The organism is Acinetobacter sp. XH1741 (genome assembly GCF_041021895.1).
In the GTDB taxonomy this organism is placed as follows: domain Bacteria; phylum Pseudomonadota; class Gammaproteobacteria; order Pseudomonadales; family Moraxellaceae; genus Acinetobacter.
This window is the reverse complement of the sequence record NZ_CP157428.1, coordinates 3,659,967-3,678,062: the sequence shown is the minus strand read 5'-3', so window position 1 is coordinate 3,678,062 and position 18,096 is coordinate 3,659,967. Positions and strand designations below refer to the sequence as shown.

General features: G+C 38.2%; 15 protein-coding genes, 6 tRNA genes and 1 pseudogene. 14 read left to right on the top strand and 8 right to left on the bottom strand.

The genetic code is table 11. From position 1 onward, the window contains the following. Positions 1-52 precede the first annotated feature (52 nt). A pseudogene (locus ABLB96_RS17665) lies at positions 53-936 on the top strand (alpha/beta fold hydrolase). A gap of 74 nt (positions 937-1,010) precedes the next feature. On the opposite strand, the gene dapE reads toward ABLB96_RS17665, so the two are convergent. The 3 genes from dapE to ABLB96_RS17650 form a co-directional block, all read right to left on the bottom strand. Continuing rightward, positions 1,011-2,144 (bottom strand): succinyl-diaminopimelate desuccinylase, encoded by a 1,134-nt coding sequence (gene dapE / locus ABLB96_RS17660; RefSeq protein ID WP_348898213.1) that lies wholly within the window; start codon positions 2,142-2,144, stop codon positions 1,011-1,013. A 125-nt stretch (positions 2,145-2,269) separates the two neighbouring features. Then, positions 2,270-2,413 (bottom strand): entericidin A/B family lipoprotein, encoded by a 144-nt coding sequence (locus tag ABLB96_RS17655; protein WP_002051109.1) that lies wholly within the window; start codon positions 2,411-2,413, stop codon positions 2,270-2,272. Positions 2,414-2,541: 128 nt separating this feature from the next. Continuing rightward, positions 2,542-3,420 carry a DUF1853 family protein gene (locus ABLB96_RS17650; protein ID WP_348898212.1) on the bottom strand — a complete coding sequence of 293 codons (879 nt, stop codon included), beginning with the start codon at positions 3,418-3,420 and terminating at the stop codon, positions 2,542-2,544. A 104-nt stretch (positions 3,421-3,524) separates the two neighbouring features. On the opposite strand from ABLB96_RS17650, the gene ABLB96_RS17645 reads away from it, so the two are divergent. The 8 genes from ABLB96_RS17645 (at position 3,525) to ABLB96_RS17610 (ending at position 5,408) form a co-directional block, all read left to right on the top strand. Beyond that, the gene (locus tag ABLB96_RS17645; RefSeq protein ID WP_002051275.1) at positions 3,525-3,893 is read left to right on the top strand and encodes a YbaN family protein; all 369 of its coding nucleotides are present in this window, start codon (positions 3,525-3,527) and stop codon (positions 3,891-3,893) included. A gap of 146 nt (positions 3,894-4,039) precedes the next feature. After that, the gene (gene elsL, locus ABLB96_RS17640; protein WP_348898211.1) at positions 4,040-4,543 is read left to right on the top strand and encodes a cell wall-recycling L,D-carboxypeptidase ElsL; all 504 of its coding nucleotides are present in this window, start codon (positions 4,040-4,042) and stop codon (positions 4,541-4,543) included. Between the two features lie 206 nt (positions 4,544-4,749). Further along, positions 4,750-4,825: transfer RNA gene (locus ABLB96_RS17635), tRNA-Val, on the top strand. Between the two features lie 24 nt (positions 4,826-4,849). Next, a tRNA-Asp gene (locus ABLB96_RS17630) sits at positions 4,850-4,926 on the top strand. A gap of 47 nt (positions 4,927-4,973) precedes the next feature. Beyond that, positions 4,974-5,050 (top strand) — tRNA-Asp (locus tag ABLB96_RS17625). A 21-nt stretch (positions 5,051-5,071) separates the two neighbouring features. After that, positions 5,072-5,147: transfer RNA gene (locus ABLB96_RS17620), tRNA-Val, on the top strand. A gap of 42 nt (positions 5,148-5,189) precedes the next feature. Next, positions 5,190-5,266: transfer RNA gene (locus ABLB96_RS17615), tRNA-Asp, on the top strand. A gap of 66 nt (positions 5,267-5,332) precedes the next feature. Then, a tRNA-Val gene (locus tag ABLB96_RS17610) sits at positions 5,333-5,408 on the top strand. A 222-nt stretch (positions 5,409-5,630) separates the two neighbouring features. Here the strand turns inward: ABLB96_RS17610 and ABLB96_RS17605 are convergent. From ABLB96_RS17605 to yccS, 4 genes are all read right to left on the bottom strand, one after another. Next, positions 5,631-6,416: a YdcF family protein gene (locus tag ABLB96_RS17605; protein ID WP_348898210.1), complete on the bottom strand. Its 786-nt coding sequence runs from the start codon at positions 6,414-6,416 to the stop codon at positions 5,631-5,633. A gap of 126 nt (positions 6,417-6,542) precedes the next feature. After that, the gene (locus tag ABLB96_RS17600; protein ID WP_348898209.1) at positions 6,543-9,092 is read right to left on the bottom strand and encodes a PepSY domain-containing protein; all 2,550 of its coding nucleotides are present in this window, start codon (positions 9,090-9,092) and stop codon (positions 6,543-6,545) included. A 157-nt stretch (positions 9,093-9,249) separates the two neighbouring features. Then, entirely contained in the window at positions 9,250-9,825 is a 576-nt protein-coding gene (locus ABLB96_RS17595; RefSeq protein WP_348898208.1) for a hypothetical protein, read from the bottom strand. Positions 9,826-9,925: 100 nt separating this feature from the next. Next, the gene (gene yccS / locus ABLB96_RS17590) at positions 9,926-12,100 is read right to left on the bottom strand and encodes a YccS family putative transporter (protein ID WP_348898207.1); all 2,175 of its coding nucleotides are present in this window, start codon (positions 12,098-12,100) and stop codon (positions 9,926-9,928) included. Between the two features lie 127 nt (positions 12,101-12,227). Between yccS and ABLB96_RS17585 the strand changes: the two genes are divergently transcribed. After that, positions 12,228-13,439 (top strand): multidrug effflux MFS transporter, encoded by a 1,212-nt coding sequence (locus tag ABLB96_RS17585; RefSeq protein WP_348898206.1) that lies wholly within the window; start codon positions 12,228-12,230, stop codon positions 13,437-13,439. 40 nt (positions 13,440-13,479) lie between these two features. Here the strand turns inward: ABLB96_RS17585 and ABLB96_RS17580 are convergent, their stop codons facing one another. Next, positions 13,480-14,184: a nitroreductase gene (locus ABLB96_RS17580; RefSeq protein WP_348898205.1), complete on the bottom strand. Its 705-nt coding sequence runs from the start codon at positions 14,182-14,184 to the stop codon at positions 13,480-13,482. A 497-nt stretch (positions 14,185-14,681) separates the two neighbouring features. Here ABLB96_RS17580 and ABLB96_RS17575 point away from each other — a divergent pair, with 497 nt between their 5' ends. From ABLB96_RS17575 to ABLB96_RS17560, 4 genes are all read left to right on the top strand, one after another. Then, positions 14,682-14,885, top strand: a complete 204-nt coding sequence (locus ABLB96_RS17575) for a hypothetical protein (RefSeq protein WP_348898203.1) — start codon at positions 14,682-14,684, stop codon at positions 14,883-14,885. A 183-nt stretch (positions 14,886-15,068) separates the two neighbouring features. Beyond that, complete coding sequence (locus tag ABLB96_RS17570; protein ID WP_348898214.1) at positions 15,069-15,209, top strand: hypothetical protein; 141 nt, start codon at positions 15,069-15,071, stop codon at positions 15,207-15,209. 99 nt (positions 15,210-15,308) lie between these two features. Then, positions 15,309-16,784 (top strand): alanine/glycine:cation symporter family protein, encoded by a 1,476-nt coding sequence (locus tag ABLB96_RS17565; protein WP_348898202.1) that lies wholly within the window; start codon positions 15,309-15,311, stop codon positions 16,782-16,784. Positions 16,785-16,949: 165 nt separating this feature from the next. Further along, positions 16,950-17,921 carry a patatin-like phospholipase family protein gene (locus ABLB96_RS17560; protein ID WP_348898201.1) on the top strand — a complete coding sequence of 324 codons (972 nt, stop codon included), beginning with the start codon at positions 16,950-16,952 and terminating at the stop codon, positions 17,919-17,921. Positions 17,922-18,096 lie beyond the last annotated feature (175 nt).

Here is an 18,096-nt window from a genome sequence, read left to right as displayed (position 1 = left end):
TTTAATAACATATTTATAGTTGGCTTAATATTGAGTAAGAGTAGAAAAATAAATGTTAATTCATAAAGAGCTGCATATTTTAAAAACAGATGATCATGGTGAATTTGCCTTATGGGAAATTTCTAAAAGAAAGGACACTATAATAAAAAAAGAAGCAATTTTCTTATCTCATGGTGCATTTTCAGATAAAACAGTTTGTATGGGTATTGCAGATTATTTGGCAAGACAAGGCTATATCTGTTTTATTTTAGAACGGCGAGGGCACGGTACAAGCCCAAAAACAGATATACCATTTAATTTTGAGACCGTTGCTCTCTATGAGTATAAAACTGCATTTCACTATGTTTATCATTGCCTTAATATAACTTTTCTACACTGTGTTACCCATAGTGGCGGAGGTTTATGTTTAACCATGTTCTTAATTAATTATCCAGAATATTTAAAGAATATCCAAAGTATTACTTTTATAGCTTGCCAAGCATTTGGCGCGGTAAATAAGTCTTTTGATTTTATTAAACTCTTTTCTGCAAAAATTGGTGTTAAAGCTTTGGGGCAGATACCAGCTAATAGATTTAAGTTAGGGCGAGTAAATGAAAGCTACTACACCATGCGACCATGGTTTAACTGGAATTTAAAACAAAATTTCATTAGTGAATTTAAAAATATTGATTATAAAAAACATATGAACTCTATTAGAGTCCCAATATATTCGATTAGCGGAAGTGGTGATAAATTATTGCACCAGTTAAAGGGTGCTATAAATATTTAGAAGCTTTTGAAAATCAAAATAACGTATTTCGTGAATTTGGTTGTTCTCATAATAACTTGGAAAATTACTCCCATAGTCGAATTATTTTGAGCCAAAATGCTGCTAAGGAAATCTGGCCAACTATATTGCAATGGATAGATAAGCACTCAAAAGAAGTTTTTAAATAACATACTGGTTAAGAAAGACAATAAAAAGCACCCAAAAGAGGATGCTTTTTATCTAGTCACTATTCTTTAATATCTTAAGCAAGTAAGTTTTCTAAAATTTGCTCATAAATATCAGTGAGGGGATCAAGATCATGTACATCAACATGTTCATTAATTTGATGGATAGTTGCGTTTAGAACACCAAGTTCCAAAACTTGTGCGCCTGTTGGAGCAATGAAACGCCCGTCAGACGTACCGCCGCTAGTAGATAACTGTGTTTCAGTGCCAGTTACATTTAAAATTGCAGTTTGAGCAGCATTCACCAATTCACCAACTGGGGTCAGAAAAGGCAAGCCAGACAAGTTCCAATCAATATCGTACTGTAAACCATGTTTATCTAAAATGTCATGAACACGTTGTTGAAGCTGTTCTGCTGTCACTTCTGTTGAGTAACGGAAGTTAAAGGTAACTTCTAAAGTACCTGGAATAACATTGGTTGCACCAGTGCCTGAATGAATGTTTGAAATTTGAAATGAAGTTGCTGGGAAGTATTCGTTGCCATTGTCCCAAACAGTTTGGCATAACTCTGCTAGAGCTGTTGACGCTTCATGAATTGGATTGCGAGCTAGGTGAGGGTAAGCCACATGACCTTGTTTACCATGAACATTTAACACGCCGTTTAAAGAGCCACGACGGCCATTTTTGACAATATCACCTAATTTATTGGTACTCGATGGTTCACCTACCAAACACCATGTAATTTTTTCATTACGTTGTTCAAGAGTCTCAATAACTTTAACTGTACCGTTAACAGCAGGACCTTCTTCATCCGAAGTAATTAAAAAAGCAATTGAACCTTTATGGTTTGGGTGCTTTGCAACAAAACGCTCAGATGCAATAACCATTGCAGCCAAAGCAGTTTTCATATCAGCCGAACCACGACCGTAGAGCTTACCATCACGAATTTCTGGTGCAAACGGATCTGAATTCCACGCTTCTAAACGGCCTGTTGGCACAACATCAGTATGACCTGCAAAACAAAACACAGGTCCTTCAGTTCCACGTCGAGCCCATAAATTATCTACATCTTCAAAACGCATAGGTTCAATATGAAAACCTGCTTTGGCTAAGCGGTCAGCCATAATGGTTTGGCAAGTATGGTCAATAGGAGTAACAGAAGGCTGTTGTAAAAGTTCTAAGCTAAGCGAGAGAGTGTCTGAGTGGTTCATACCGGAAACTACATGATGAGTAGGTGAAATATAGTCCGATATAATAGGCGAATCTCTGAAGGTTGGGTATTTAAAAATAAAAAAACCTTATCGAAGTGATAAGGTTTTTCGAAGCTGTGCATAACTTACATTTTATTCTCAGTTTTTTGTGCGGTATTACTTACAGCATCACCAGCTTTAGAGACATCTTTACCAAAACCCTTAAACGTATTACAGCCAGTTAATACAAATGCAATCATTACAGACGCGACTAAAACTTTTTTCATCATTTTCTCCGTATAAATTTAATAATGAAGTAAATTTAGATTAAAAAACAAACGTAAAAAGAAACATGACTGTTTAATAGTAAAAACGTTATAAATTGTTTCTATAAACCAATATTTGCTTGCAAAGCACTCTAATTTTTGGTGATACCAAGCTTGAGACCTAATAAGGATGGATGTCTAAACATATAAAACTGAGTTTCCTCAATATTTCTACAATATAAACCATCAGTCCACCAATCGGCAGGGTAGGAGCTTGCTTCCTTGTTAGGACAAAGCCATTCGTGTCTTTGTAAACGATAAAATTTAGAATTGGGGATTACTGTTCCCCACATTCCATGACGACGAGTTAAGTTTACCCAATCTGGAACAGATTGCTGTTGTGGCAAATTCAAAGGTAGGTAAAGCTGGCCTTTCAAAACAGCAAAACGCTGTTGAATTTCAAAGTCCAAAGCATCTGAAAATTGAAATTGCTTATCGGTGAAGTGATACAGTTTCTTACTTAAAGTATCTTCTCTATTTAGACCAATCCATTGTTCTAAGTTTAATTCACCTTCACCTAAATAATATTTTAGAGCAACTTCCCAATGTTCAACTTGTTGTGTTTTTTTATTAAAAACTAAAAAGTCGAGCTCGCCTAAAGTTCTTGCACCGTCAATTTTTTGAATGCTATGACCTAATAACTGATAACAATGATATTGATCTTCTTGTAGCCAGAACCAGAGCAAATTTTCAAAGCGTAAACCTAAACGTGTGCTCTTAAGCCGTGACATAAATTGAAGTAAAGGTTCAGGTGATTCATCAAGTTGCTTTAAGCGTGGTAGATAATTTTGAAAATGCTGTTCCCAAGTTTGATCTGGATGAAATTGAAAGCCATGTTGAATAGCGAGGCTTTGAGGAAGATAACGAAGTAAATTTGGGCTAGCAATTGTAAAAGCCAATTGTCTTACCATTGGATGATTAAACTGTAACCATGGCTCAAAATAGGATGTTTTAACAGAGGCGATATTCATAGGTTTAATACTCGAAATAATTCATCCTAATTTCATGGTTGATCAACAAAACAATACTAGAAAAACACTTTATACTAAGACCAACAATAGCTTAAGGTTTATATATGCGAACATTGTTTTGGCGAACTCTGGTCGTGATTTTTATCACGCTTGGTATTATTGGAGCAATTTTACCAGGCATGCCGACAACAGTGTTTCTTATTCTGGCTGCTTGGGCCGCTTCAAAGGGATGGCCTCAAATGGATGCATGGTTATTAAATCATCCAAAATATGGTCCAACCCTACGTGACTGGCGTGCAAATGGCACGGTACCACGTAAGGCGAAATGGATTGCAAGCATTATGATGACCGCAAGTGGTATTTTAATGCTGTTTACCTCTGCGCCATTTTGGGTAAAAGTTTTTACTGATACTACCATGCTCGTTGTTGCAATTTGGTTATGGCTACGCCCTGAGCCAAAATTAAAAGATTGATAATCTTTTAATTTTGGCGCAAGACAAGCGGTGAAACCGCGCGTAGCTAAAAGAGGATTGATAATCTTTTAATTTTGGCTCAAGACAACCTCCCGATTAATTTTTGTTAAAACTCAAAATAGAGTTGCTATAAGAGAATAAATTCCATGTCCCAATTTAAACTTGAAGATGCAGATGTTCTTATTGATTTGGCAAACCAAACTTTAAGCCTCCCTAAACATAATAAATTTTATGTGATCTCTACAGGTAAGAACGGGATTGGTGAACAAGAAAATACGGGTAAAACTCCACGTGGTTGGCATCGCGTTGCCAAAAAGTTTGGTATGCAATCTCCTATAAATGCAGTTTTTATTGCACGTAAGCCTACAGGTGAAGTTTACGGCAGTGAATTGGCAGCACAATTCCCGGAACGAGATTGGATATTGTCACGCATTCTTTGGTTGGATGGCTTAGAAGAAGGTTTTAACAAAGGGGAAGGCCATGACACCATGCAACGTTATATCTATATTCATGGCACGCCAGATAAAGAGCCTATGGGGGTCCCAATGTCGCATGGCTGTATTCGAATGCGTAATGAAGAAATCATTGAATTGTTTGATTTAGTCCCAGAAGATGCTCTTGTTTATTTATCTGAACAATCTTTAACCTAATTGGTGGTGTTAGATAATCTTATTTAATGAGCGGAGTGACTGAAATATTAAAATAAGTGCTTAAATAAAATACAAAAAATTGTTTTTTACTTAATAATGACTTATTTTTAATCATTCATTCGCATTTTTTTGAAAAGTTGTCGAAAAGCGTTTGACACCTGTTAAAGATTCTCTATAATGCACCTCACAAACGATGAAGACGTTAAGGGCGCTTAGCTCAGTTGGTAGAGCGTCTGCCTTACAAGCAGAATGTCGGCGGTTCGATCCCGTCAGCGCCCACCAAGCCTTTACGTTAAGCTCTCAAGTGCAGCGGTAGTTCAGTTGGTTAGAATACCGGCCTGTCACGCCGGGGGTCGCGGGTTCGAGCCCCGTCCGCTGCGCCACTTAAGACTTAACATCGTTTACCCCACAATTGCGATATTGTGAAAGTGCAGCGGTAGTTCAGTTGGTTAGAATACCGGCCTGTCACGCCGGGGGTCGCGGGTTCGAGCCCCGTCCGCTGCGCCACTTTTATAAAACGCTTTTGCAGGGCGCTTAGCTCAGTTGGTAGAGCGTCTGCCTTACAAGCAGAATGTCGGCGGTTCGATCCCGTCAGCGCCCACCATAATTTGTGACCATGCTTTATTTTTTTTAAAGTATTGCAAGTGCAGCGGTAGTTCAGTTGGTTAGAATACCGGCCTGTCACGCCGGGGGTCGCGGGTTCGAGCCCCGTCCGCTGCGCCATTCTCTTGATTCCCTGATCTAGAGGATGTAATGTATAAAGGCTTCGTTAGTTGTCTTTTTCAATCAGGGCGCTTAGCTCAGTTGGTAGAGCGTCTGCCTTACAAGCAGAATGTCGGCGGTTCGATCCCGTCAGCGCCCACCATAATTTTTAAATTAAAAATTATCTACACTAATTTATTTAGTGTTTTTTGCGTTTCTGCTATTTTTATTTCTAATCTCTCTTTCATCTTTTCTGTTCTCAGCCAAATCTCTCTTTTCTATACTTAATTTTTAAGTTCAGTTTTTATTGCTTTAAATTATTGGTGCTATCTAGTTGAGCGAAAGCTGCCATACCCTAAAGTAATAGCAGCGTTCTTAATCAAAATTAATATTCGTTTAGTATCCAACCACTGGCATACGCAAAATATTCACGTAGCCAAGCGTTATAGCGGGTGACTAAAGGGGTTTCGGCAGAAACCATATAAACATGGGTATAGCCTTGTTTCTTTGCAATAGCTGCTGCTCGTGGGGTATGGAAGTCACTTGTAACAATCGCAATAGGTTGATCAATACTAATATGACTTTGTTCAAGTAATGGTTTGCTATTTTTAAGATTAAGTTCAGTACTTGTGCTTTTGTCTTCCAGAATCATTCGGTCTTTTGCTATATGAAAACGTTGTTCCAAGTAACGGGACATGACTAATGCTTCAGGCTCTTTCTCTGAAAAATCTAAGCCACCTGTTAAAACAACTTTTGCTTGAGGTTGGGAAAGGGCAACTGGGGCTGCTGTATCAAGGCGTTTTGCAAGAATGGCAGAAGGCTGTCCATTTTCGACACCGCTACCTAAAACAATAATTGCTTCCACTCTAGGAATATTGTGGCCTTTATCTTTATTCTCTTTAATAAAATTAAAGAAATAGCCTAAGCCAATTAACCAGATCCAGAAACACAACCATCCAAAACGCCAAATTGAATGTAAACGGTAGTGATAAAAGAAAAATCGTTCCAAATGATAATAAAATAATGCATAGAGACAGAAAAATGCCCCTAAGACTAAAGGAACAATTGTACCTACATGAATTTTATTTAGAAAAGCTAGAAATAGGCCGTCCAAAAATAAAATTGAACCGATGATGGCTAAAGAAATCCGAATCCACTTACTGACTTGCATTGAGTTTACAGTTGCAATTTAAATTGCAGACAGTGTATGCAAAATCGTTCCAAATTCAATGCCGATGGTAATAAAAAGCCGAGTAAAGTATGTTAGCAATTACTCGGCTTTATCATTTATTGAGGTTTAATAAACATCACGGCGATAACGACCTTGTTGTCTTAGCTCATCGACTTGTTCTTCACCTAGAATATCAATAAGTGCTTGATCGACTCCGCTCGCCATTCCTTCAATGCTACCGCAGACATAAAGAACAGCACCACGCTCAACCCAGTTAACTAATTCTGCTGAATTTTGTCTTATAAGATCCTGAACATATACACGCTGTTCTTGATCTCGTGAAAATGCAAGATCAAGACGTTTTAACATACCCATGGTTTGCCATGCTTCAATAGTTGATGCATAGAAAAAATCATGCGCACGTTGGCGTTCACCAAAAATAAGCCAGTTTTCAGTATAGTTATGACGAGTTCTTGTATGAAGCAAACTCATTAAGCCAGCGATTCCCGTTCCATTACCAATACAGATAATTGGACGGTTGTCATCAATCAAATGAAAAGACTCATTAGTTCGGATACGCAGTGCAATGTTTTGACTTATTTCGGTATGCTGAGTTAACCAGCCAGACCCTAAACCTAAATGACCAGATGCATCGGATTGCTGGCGAACAACCAAGCGAAGCACTTGTTGGGAGGGAATGCTAGCAATTGAATACTCACGTGTTGGTAGAGTAGGGAGCTGCTCTAACAAATGGTCAAGATTGGCAAATGGTTCAATCTCTCCTGTTAGGTCTTTGTTCCAAAGTGCTTTTTCAATAGAGATCTGTAGTGAGTCTACAAGTGCATTTTTAAGTATATGATGCTCTTGTAAGAACGCATTAATACGTTCTGGACTATTTCCCGGCTGTATTTCGGCAATATCTCCTGCTTGCCATACAGCTTCATGAGGTGCTGTAAGTTCAATGTTATAAGCAGGCTGTCCCACACTATTTGAGTTAAGCAAGTCACGTTGTTGTAATGTCCAACTATCAAATACTTTTTCGATATTAACGGCATGCAAATCTAACTTAGTCGCTTTTACGAGCGCTTCATTCCAGTTTTGCAGATGGACTGGGTTTGCATTATCTACTTCAATAGTATCAAAGTAGGCTTTTGCTCCATTGTTTTTAAGCCATGCATCTACAGTGTGGCCAAAACTACAATAAGTATCTGGGTATTCTTTGGAACCTAAAGCTAAAACTGCATATTTGATATGTTGAAGCTGTAACTTAGCTTTTAATAACTTTTTAACAAAACCAGAAGCTAAGTCAGGAGCCTCTCCAGTACCATAAGTACTGATCACAAAAAGAATTTGGTCATGTTGCTCTAAATCAGCTTCAGTTAAATGTTGTATAGATTTAACCTGAACGGGTTGATGAGCTTCTTGTAAACTCGTTGCAGTACTCCAAGCTAGTTGTTCAGCAACACCCGTTTGAGTGGCGTAGGTAATTAGCCAAGGTTTAGCATTTGGATCAATATAGTGACCAGCTAAAGACTGACGAGCTGCTTGAGTTAGTTTTTTTTGTTTGCGACGTTTTAGATAAAGCATCCATCCAGTCACAAAGAATAATGGCATCGCTAAAGATGCGAGCATTGCCACAAATTGATAAACCGGACCAAAGAAGCTACCCCGGTGTACGGGTAACATACTGCTCATGATTTTTTGATTAAGCTTTTTATCTTCATAAAGCTCCATCTTTTCAATATTGGCAGTTTTATAGTTATAGACAGCTTGGTTTCGTGCACGTTCATGTTGTGGTGTTGCATCAACAAAGCTTAATTCAACTTTTCCATCATCTTTTTTTGGTAAATTCACTGTTAAAGTTGAATAGTCACGTCCGATTTTATTATTAAAACCGCTCCATGTTCGATTCAGAGCAGTAATCAGTTGAGTGCTATCTAATTGAGATTCAGAAGATGATTTGTCTTTATTGCGTCCAGCTCCGCCATGTCCTTGCATTTTAGGTTGTTCTACGCCTAATACTTTGAACATACCGCTACGCCACCAGTCATATGACCAATAGAGACCTGTACAAGCAAAAAGAAGATAAAAAACAATAACCCATGTGCCTACAACAGCATGTAAATCCCAAATAAAATTTCGACCTTTTAATTTCGGTTTAACAGCAAGCCATTGGCGTGCAGAGTGTTTCTTTGGCCAACGTAAATATAATCCGCTCAAGACAAAATAAATGAGCATTAAGGCACAAGCACCAGTAATTTGTTTACCGAATTCGCCAGCAGTTAAGTTACGATGAATTTGTTGTATTAATAAAAGTAACTCGCGACCTTTAACGTCAGGTAATACCTGTGCTGTATAAGGGTTGACCATCATATTGTAGCCACGTCGTTCGCCTTCTTTTTCAATGTTTACAACAGATGAGGCAGTAGGATCTTTGGCTATGGTAATGCTATTAATTTTAATTTCAGGCTGGGTTGTTGTGAAATGCTGGTAAAGCTGAGCAGGGGTAAGCTTAGGTGAACTTTCTGCTTGAACAACATAACTATCGGTATTTGCCCATTTTAAAATTTGTTGATCGTAGGAAAAAATTGCACCTGTAACACCCATAATTGATAAGATGAGGCCAGCACTAATACCCAGAAACCAATGAATTTGAAATAAAAACTTTTTAAACATGGTCGAAAAATGTGAATATGATGGAGATCTTGTAACTAAGTATAGCCGAAGATTACGCAGATAATATGGATTTTGGAGATAATATTAATTTTCATTATCATTTATTTTTAGAATAATAAAAAACCTCCTGTAAAGGAGGCTTTTGAGTATGGTGAACTTATAAGGTTTTCGGTTCACCCACAGTTTCTTTCAAGTGCTGACGAATTGTATTGAAAGAAAAGTTTTTAGAGTCCATACGCTTAGGTAAGATATATGCACCTTGCTGTTCTTGGCCCTTAGGATCTTTGACTTTAAAGTTAACTAAAATAAAGTCAGGGGTGTTGTACCATTCGTAGATGTTTTTCCATCCAATAGTTCCAACCCCTTCCTGTAAGCCCATTTGCTGGCGCATTACGATACCGTGAGGTTGTACACCTAAGCGAATACCTTTAATTTCCTGTACAGGAAACTCATTCATCTTACGTTTAACGTACCATTCCAAACCATATGTACGGCCCAGGTAATAAAGTACTACACCAACAATAGCAACCCAGCAAATCACAGTAGAGTAGTTCTTAATAAAAATAAGACCTAAAATTGCAAGGGCTAAAATAACGCCCATAATTGCCCAGATTTTTGTGCTGATTTTATTGGTGCTGCGCCAGATAAGAAGCTGTGCATTACGTTGTTCAGCTTCTGTTACCTCGTAAGGAACAGGCTGAAGCGTATAAGCATATAAAGTTTTCGCGGTCATAGTGCAAATAACAAATTGTAAACTGTTTTAAGTTTAGCATTAATTGGCATAAGTCAGGAAAGGATATTATGCCAATTTCATACTAAATTCCGACTCAAATTTATAATGATGCAAGTTCGCTGGCATCATTATCAAGATCATGACTTAAGCGTTGTTTCAACATACTAAATCGATTCAATACACTTAGCATCAGTGATAACTGCTGTAAAATAATGAGTGATTTCTGGTCATCTTCATCATTTTGGCTTAAACGCTGACGTATCGTTTTAAGCATATTTTGTGCTGTTAAATCGGGCATTTCATCTCTTAACAAAGCACCTTGTATGTCATCTAATGCTTGATCTAGCACGTTAAGAACGGCTTGATCCTGAATTTTTTCCCGATGTGCTCCAAGCGCTGCGATATAACTCAAAAATGTATGGTTGAGGCATAAAAATTCAAAAATATCGGACTTACGCGTAGGGTCAAAATCTGGCTCAGTGGCTAAAGTCGAAATAAGTGAGGCAACTTCGGCATCTGTATTATGTGCTGCTCTACGAACAATACGATAATTCAGTGCATGATTATGTCCTTCATGATATTGCTTTACCACTTCTGCTAAATAATTACATTGAGCTTGTAACGAGCGTCGAATGCTGCGGGGAAGGCGGCGGAATTTCCAGTCAGGCCAGATAAAAGTGACACCAAACCATGCTAAAGCACATCCAATTAAGGTATCAACGAACCTAGGAATAGCTGCAGCGACTGCAGAACCATCGAGGTTAAAGTTAATTAATGCCAAAATTGTGATGAAAGCAGTTGCTTGAGCATATTGCTTACTACGTAACTCGAAAAATAGTACTCCGCTTAAGATCAGCATGACTAATTGTCCTTCTACAGAAGGAACGAGAAATACTACGCTAAGCCCAACAATAATCCCGACTAATGTTCCGACAATTCGTAAGCGTAAGCGACGCTTAGTGGCGTTAAAGTTAGGTTGACTAACAAATAAAGCAGTCAACATAATCCAGTAACCATATTCGATATGAGTTGTTTGAATAAAGACATATCCAATAAAAAGAACAATCGAGACGCGAATGGCATGACGGAACAGCACTGATTCAGGAGTTAGATTTTGTTTTATTCGAATAACAATATCATTCCAACCTTTTAGATCATCATCTTTGAGTTGGTTTTCAGCTTGCTTTACTTTATCTGACTGTATCTGTTGTTCAGTTTCTAAGTTGAGTAATTGCGAATCGATAGACTTTAAATTTCGATACAAGGCAAAAAGAGCATTGACCCACAATAAATCATATTGCTGATCATTTCTTAACTTTTCTAACGATAAGCGTAAGTTCTCAAAACTCTGCTTAAAACGTTTGTTATGGATATATGGTTTGCGTTGTAAAATACATTCATTTAATTCTTGGCAAGCTTTGCCTTGAATCGCCAAAATGCGCTGAAATCTAAATAAAATATCACTGTGTTCAAAAATCTTTGCTAACTTTTGATAGTCAATATGAGCAGAGTCTGCGCGCTCGTGAATATCTTGGGCGACAAAGTAATAATGGAGGCTGCGACGAGTGCCTTTTTGTCCACGGTCACCTTTTAAACGGGTTAAAAGGGCAGTTTTGAGATCATTAAAAATTGTAATTAATTTGCCATTTTCTAATGAAAGATCAATCATGCTCTGCTGATAACTCGCAGGCGTCATATCAACATCAAATAAATTGGACTTGGCAAATAGAAAGTCGCCTAATGAACCATAAGAGGCTGCCAGTTTGTCTTGAAGCTGGCGAATGGGAAATAATAAAAAGCTAATGGTGGCAATAAGCCCGTACCATGCTGCACCTACAACTAAAAGAGCCGGTTGGATATACCACTGTTCAAATAAATGAACACCAAGCATGGTATAAACGGAAACAACCAGACATCCATAAGAGATTGTTGCGTAACGGCGACCTAATGATCCTAATAAAATCCAGCCAATACAAGAAGCAATGAGCCCCAATGCAAAAAGCATTGGATAAGGGAAAAGTAATTGTACGGAAGCTGCGGTCACAAAGAATCCGATGTAGGTGTAAATTAAATTCATGATTCGCACTGAAAAGCGGTCATCAATATCACTTAAACCTGCTGCCACCACGCCTAAAGTTAGAGGTATAGTTGCCAATTGATGGCCTAAAAAATAAGGCACGAAAGCAGTCCCTGAAAAGGCTATCAGCATCCGTACGTTATACATAAATGATGTGTTATAAGTCGCTCTTTTTAGGCGTTTAAACCAAGATTTCAAATGAAGTCCTTGCTGATCAACCTGAGTGATAAAGGATTTGCGTATTTCTACACCAATGTTGCACAAATCATACGATAGACAGTGTAAGCTTGTCTGTATGCAAATGATTGAAAAATGAAATATCGTTATGTCTGAACAAACAGCCCAGCGTCAATATTCTATTGGCTGGATTATGCTGCTCGCTTTACTCACGGCTTTAGGGCCATTATCCATTGACATGTACTTACCTGCGTTGCCTCAAATGGCTCACGATTTTGGGGTAAGTACGCAAATGGTCGCAAATACACTTCCAGCCTATTTTTTTGGCTTAGCCATTGGACAACTGGTGTATGGGCCTTTAAGTGATCGGATCGGTAGAAAGAAACCGCTTTATTTCGGACTTGCACTTTATGCAGTTGCAAGCTTGTTTTGTGTGCTCGCTACAAACGAATGGAGCCTTATTGCAGCCCGTATTTTACAGGCTTTAGGTGGTTGTGTTGGAGTAGTGATGGCTCGAGCTGCTATTCGAGATAGATTGGATGTTCAGGGTTCGGCACAAGCTTTTTCTAGCATGATGATTGTAATGGGGCTAGCACCAATTTTGGCACCAATGATTGGGGCTTGGATTTTAATCTGGTTTCCATGGCAAGCAATTTTTATTGCACTTTCAATTGTGGGCGCAATATGTTGGTTGTGCGTACACTTCTTTTTTAAAGAAACCCTGGCAACTGATAAAAGGCTCAAGCTTTCCTTATATCAGGTGGCTACTTTATATGGTGCGATTTTTAAAGATGCGAGTTTCCGCTTGCCTATGCTTGCAGGATGCTTAACTGGTGCAGCATTATTTTGTTATATCAGCTCAGCTCCAGCCGTTTTCATGGATCAATACGGCCTAAATCAGCAAGAATTTGCTTATGTATTTGGACTCAATGCTTTTGGCATTATGCTGATGTCATCTTTAAACAAGCACTTAACAACACGTGTTGAAATTACTAAGCGTTTAAAAGCTGGTTCAATGGTACAAGTGACAGGTGCAAGCATTGTATTAATTGCTGGTTTAATTCCTATGGCACCTTTATGGCTTGTCATGTTAGGGCTGTTTTTAGCCATTTCAGGAATTGGTTTAACAGGGCCAAATGCCATGGCACTTGCAATGTCTAAGCAGGGTGCTCGAGCAGGAACAGCAAGTGCAATTATGGGTAGTATGCAATTTGCCTGCGGTTTACTCGGGGGCGTTTTACTTAACTTCCTTGTTTGGTCTGCATCACTCAATATGGGTGTAATGATGGTGTTATTTACCTTAAGTGGGTTCATTGTTGTTTTAAAAGCGACACAACAGGCAAAACAGGTAAACAGCTAACCACCGTCATGATTTAAAAGAGAGTGATTAGCTTAAGTATTTAGTCTAGAAAAACTGTGAAATTTTCAACAGGCTCTCTAGGTGTAATAAAGGTATTTACAATGTGCTCAGGGTCAGCATGGCCCAAAGCAATTGCACACACCAACTCTTCATCATCTGCTGCACCTAAAATATCTAAAACAATCGGGTGAAAATGGTTCCAAGCCGCTTGTGGGCAGGTATCTAAACCACGAGCTTTGGCTGCGACCATTACATTTTGGATCATCATCGCGATGTCCATTTTAGAACCAATTCCCATTGCTTTATTGACTGTAAAGAAAAGGCCGACTGGCGCATCAAATAGTTTGAAATTACGTAACTGTTGCGCAGCCATTTTTTCTCTTTCACCCTTTTTAATGTCCAATAAACCGTAGAGGCCCCAACCATTTTCACGGCGACGGTCAATAAAAGGGGAAACCCACTTTTCAGGGTAATATGCAAAAGTTTCTTTATATTGTTCTGCAAATTCAGGATTTTTGGAAACTTCAATCTGTGCAGCACAAACGCGCTCTACTACTTCATCACGTTTTTGCCCTGTCACAACATAGACTTTCCACGGTTGAGTGTTGGTTCCGGAAGGAGCACGACTTGCGACTTGTAAAATATCCTTAATAACTTCTTGTGGCACTGGAGTGTCTAAAAAGGCACGCACAGAATGTCGAGAGGTAATAGCCTCGTCAACAAGATGGACTTGTTCCAAATTCATGATGACTCCTGATTTTTCTTTAAAATCTAATACGTTTTTATGCTTTATTTCATGTTTTGAAACTGCTGCATTTATAAGCAAAAAATATTAGAAAAGAGATATTCGTACATGTATGATGATGCGATTCATTTAGACATAATGTCTGATTAATTATAGTTCGAGTATGCCACTTTAGATTTAAAAGATTGAACTTGTCAGTTAAAAAAATAAAAAGCATAACACTGGGTGAGTGAAAAATACTCAATTAGAAAAAAGGTATAATATGTTTAAAAACAGTACAAAGCGGATGACTTTATATAAAAAATAACCAATTTTCATATAAAGTTTTAATGAAAAACATACACAAAAGTTTAAATTTCTGCATAATACCGACTTTTTTACGCAGGTATGATTTCTCCATACTCATGTTAGGAAAAGCAGTAGCTGTATAATAAATACTTTTACAAAAAGATTTTTATGCAGAAGTGGAGAAATACACGAGGTATAAGGAGCTTTACATGAGTTTACCGCTCATCAACAAGCAGTTCATGAAACAAGGATTGGCGATTACCATTGCGACCATGAAAATGAACTTAACTCACGCAACGACTAGGCTAAAAAAAATACAACAGCTTGGTACACATCTCAACGCACGCTTCTTGAGTGACAAGGATCGGAGTGCAGATAGTCGCGTTATAGCGCTGGCTTGTTACAGTCTTTGAAATTTATATGCAGTTTAGACATTCGCTCAAAAGTATATGTAAATATGCTTATGGCTTAAATCCAGATTTTTTATAACTCGATTAATTGATGTGAATCATTAAGCGAGCTGATTTAGCGGTGGTCATTTGTTAGTTTCCAAGTTTGTAGCCGAGTCAATGCATGCTGTTCATCCCAATGGGATTATGTTCGGCAATGCGATGAATTCATTTTATTTGAAGGGTGCTTTCTCTCATGCGACCTTCAAAGGCTTAGTGCTGGGCATCATGTTGCTTAAACTTGTGACGATAATTGCTATTCAATTGACATTAAAAGTTTTTTCTTAAATGTACTGAAAAAGTCCCAATTTTGAGGGGCTTTTTTGTTTATTGCAGTATTTTGGCTTGTGCTAATAGCGCATTAGCAAGAACGTAAGCGGACCGAGTATGAATGAACAACTCAATGCGACATTGATGTCGTGGGTAAAATTTTTTAATGACCCTTTATGGGATTTCCTAGTTATTTTCTTGCTGGCTGTCGGTATTTTTTATACGGTCTTAACAGGAGCAGTGCAAATTCGCATGTTCTTGCAAAGTATTCGTGTCATGAAAAGCAGTCGTACAGAAGGTGATGATGACCATGGTCTTACACCTTTTCAGGCGTTTGTAACAGGTCTTGCGAGCCGTGTTGGTGTAGGTAATATTGCTGGCGTAGCAATCGCGATCGCAATTGGTGGTCCTGGTGCAGTGTTCTGGATGTGGGTAACAGCTGTTCTTGGTATGAGCTCAGCATTTATTGAGTCTACACTCGCTCAGCTATTTAAAGTTCGAGATAGCAAGAGCAAACAGTTCCGTGGTGGACCAGCTTACTATATTACTCAAGGTCTACGTAGTAAAACCTTTGGTGTAGTTTTCGCACTAGCATTAATCTTTACCTATGGTTTTGTATTTAACTCAGTTCAAATCAATGCAATTGCTAATGCATCTTCACATGCATGGGGTTGGGATAAAGCCAATCTTATGGCTCATTTAGGTGGCGTTGATTTAGAAATCTCATGGGTTGGTCTTGCGCTTGTAGTTCTGGTTGCATTGGCAATTTTTGGTGGTATTAAACGTATCGCTAAATTTGCAGAAATGTTCGTACCTTTAAAAGCAGGTCTTTACTTATCTGTTGCGTTATATATTGCATTAAGCAACTATGCGATTTTGCCTGACGTCTTAAAACTGATTGTAACTGAAGCTTTCCACTTCAATGCTGCGGCAGGTGGTTTCTTTGGTGCTGCCGTATCAATGGCAATGATGCAAGGTATTAAGCGTGGTTTGTTCTCAAACGAAGCGGGTATGGGTTCTGCGCCTAACGCTGCTGCTGCGTCTGATGTAAAACATCCTGTAAACCAAGGTTTGGTACAAATGCTTGGTGTATTCGTAGATACCTTCATTGTATGTACAAGTACTGCAATCATCATTTTAGTTTCTGGTGTTTACCAAGATGCAGGCTTTGTTGGTGTTGAATTAACTCAACGTGCATTAGAAACTCAAGTTGGACACTGGGGATCTGACTTCCTTGCAGTCTTATTATTCTTATTCTGTTATTCAGCTGTATTAGGCAACTATGCTTATGCAGAAAGTAACGTACAGTTTATTAATAACAACCCGAAAGTTATGTTCATCTTCCGTATTTTTGTATTGGTGATGGTGTACTTCGGTGCAATTGGTAGCGTTCCACTTGTTTGGTCATTGGCTGACTTGTTTATGGGTATCATGGCAACTATTAACTTGATTGCGATTTTACTTTTAACACCGATGGCACGTACTTTGTTGAAAGATTACCGTGAGCAATTAAAACAAGGTATTAAAGAACCAGAGTTCAAAATTAATAAATATCCAGAGTTGAAGAAAAAGGTTGATTCAGATATCTGGTAATTTTCAAAAAGCCTCTTAGAAATAAGGGGCTTTTTTTTAGCATAATAAAAATGCTTGAGTATAAAATTTAAACATGACAAATTAAATAAATTCACTACAGCTTTTCACAGAATGAGCAACTAAAATTGCAATTCGAAAATTAACCTCAAAGTGCAAAGATGAGCCATGAAACAGCTTAAATTGTGGGTTCTCGGACTTTCTATGGTATTGGCTGGATGCCAAACCACTTCACACTTATCTGCCGTAAAACCGCAAACGGCAGAGGCATATTCACGTTTTGTCGATCAGCCCTTTGCAAAAATTAAGAAGCAACAGAAAAAACCGGTTGTTGCATTGGTATTAGGTAGTGGTGGTGCACGAGGCTATGCACATATTGGTGTTATTGAAGTTTTAGAGCAGCACGGTATTCGTCCTGATTTTATTGTCGGGACCAGTGCAGGAAGTATTGTGGGGGCAATTTATGCCAGTGGAAAAACACCGGATGAACTGCGTGATACTGCTTTAAAAATGAAAGCTGGTGATGTACGTGACATTAGTATTGGCTTAAAAGGTTTTTTTGATGGCAAAAAAGTTGAGGACTATGTAAATCAACAAGTAAATAATATGCCACTCGAGAAAATGAAAATTCCAATGTATGTGGTGGCAACAGAGCTCAAACATGGCACCAAAACAGTATTTAATTATGGAAATACAGGGCAAGCTGTTAGAGCATCTGCTTCTATTCCAAGTATGTTTGTACCGACTAAAATTGGTAAATCTGAATATGTAGATGGCGGTTTAGTGAGTCCGGTACCTGTTGAGGTTGCACGTGATTTAGGTGCTGATGTCATTATTGCGGTAGATATTCTGGCTCAACCTGCTTATACCGAAACCTCAAATGTGTGGGGGCTTTTTAATCAGAATATTAATATTATGCAAGGCCGTTTAGCTGCCGAAGAACTTCAATATGCAGACGTAGTCATTCAACCAGATTTAAGAGAAAAAGCGCATATCTTTGATGTAAAAGGTCGTGAAGCGACAATGAAAGCAGGTATAGATGCGGCAAATGCAAAATTGTCAGATATTCAGTTTGTAATTGATGAAAAAATAGCTGAACAGAATTTATTTAGTGAAGGTTTAAGTGCACATAATCAATAGATTGAAAAGCAAGTCTATGAAAATTAAATAAAAGCCTGAGAAGGGCTTTTTTGTTGAAAAATAAAAGATTTGTATGTGCTGATAATTTTTTTTGTATAGTGGAGCTATGCTGAAAACTACTCATGATAGATATGAGAAATTCATGCTATTTTCAAAAAAATGATTGATTTGTAAC

Coding starts and splice junctions, on each gene's coding strand:
- dapE (WP_348898213.1), bottom strand. CDS start 2,144: ATGAACCACTCAGACACTCTCTCGCTTAGCTTAGAACTTTTACAACAG.
- ABLB96_RS17655 (WP_002051109.1), bottom strand. CDS start 2,413: ATGATGAAAAAAGTTTTAGTCGCGTCTGTAATGATTGCATTTGTATTA.
- ABLB96_RS17650 (WP_348898212.1), bottom strand. CDS start 3,420: ATGAATATCGCCTCTGTTAAAACATCCTATTTTGAGCCATGGTTACAG.
- ABLB96_RS17645 (WP_002051275.1), top strand. CDS start 3,525: ATGCGAACATTGTTTTGGCGAACTCTGGTCGTGATTTTTATCACGCTT.
- elsL (WP_348898211.1), top strand. CDS start 4,040: ATGTCCCAATTTAAACTTGAAGATGCAGATGTTCTTATTGATTTGGCA.
- ABLB96_RS17605 (WP_348898210.1), bottom strand. CDS start 6,416: ATGCAAGTCAGTAAGTGGATTCGGATTTCTTTAGCCATCATCGGTTCA.
- ABLB96_RS17600 (WP_348898209.1), bottom strand. CDS start 9,092: ATGTTTAAAAAGTTTTTATTTCAAATTCATTGGTTTCTGGGTATTAGT.
- ABLB96_RS17595 (WP_348898208.1), bottom strand. CDS start 9,825: ATGACCGCGAAAACTTTATATGCTTATACGCTTCAGCCTGTTCCTTAC.
- ABLB96_RS17585 (WP_348898206.1), top strand. CDS start 12,228: ATGTCTGAACAAACAGCCCAGCGTCAATATTCTATTGGCTGGATTATG.
- ABLB96_RS17580 (WP_348898205.1), bottom strand. CDS start 14,184: ATGAATTTGGAACAAGTCCATCTTGTTGACGAGGCTATTACCTCTCGA.
- ABLB96_RS17575 (WP_348898203.1), top strand. CDS start 14,682: ATGAGTTTACCGCTCATCAACAAGCAGTTCATGAAACAAGGATTGGCG.
- ABLB96_RS17570 (WP_348898214.1), top strand. CDS start 15,069: ATGTTCGGCAATGCGATGAATTCATTTTATTTGAAGGGTGCTTTCTCT.
- ABLB96_RS17565 (WP_348898202.1), top strand. CDS start 15,309: ATGAATGAACAACTCAATGCGACATTGATGTCGTGGGTAAAATTTTTT.
- ABLB96_RS17560 (WP_348898201.1), top strand. CDS start 16,950: ATGAAACAGCTTAAATTGTGGGTTCTCGGACTTTCTATGGTATTGGCT.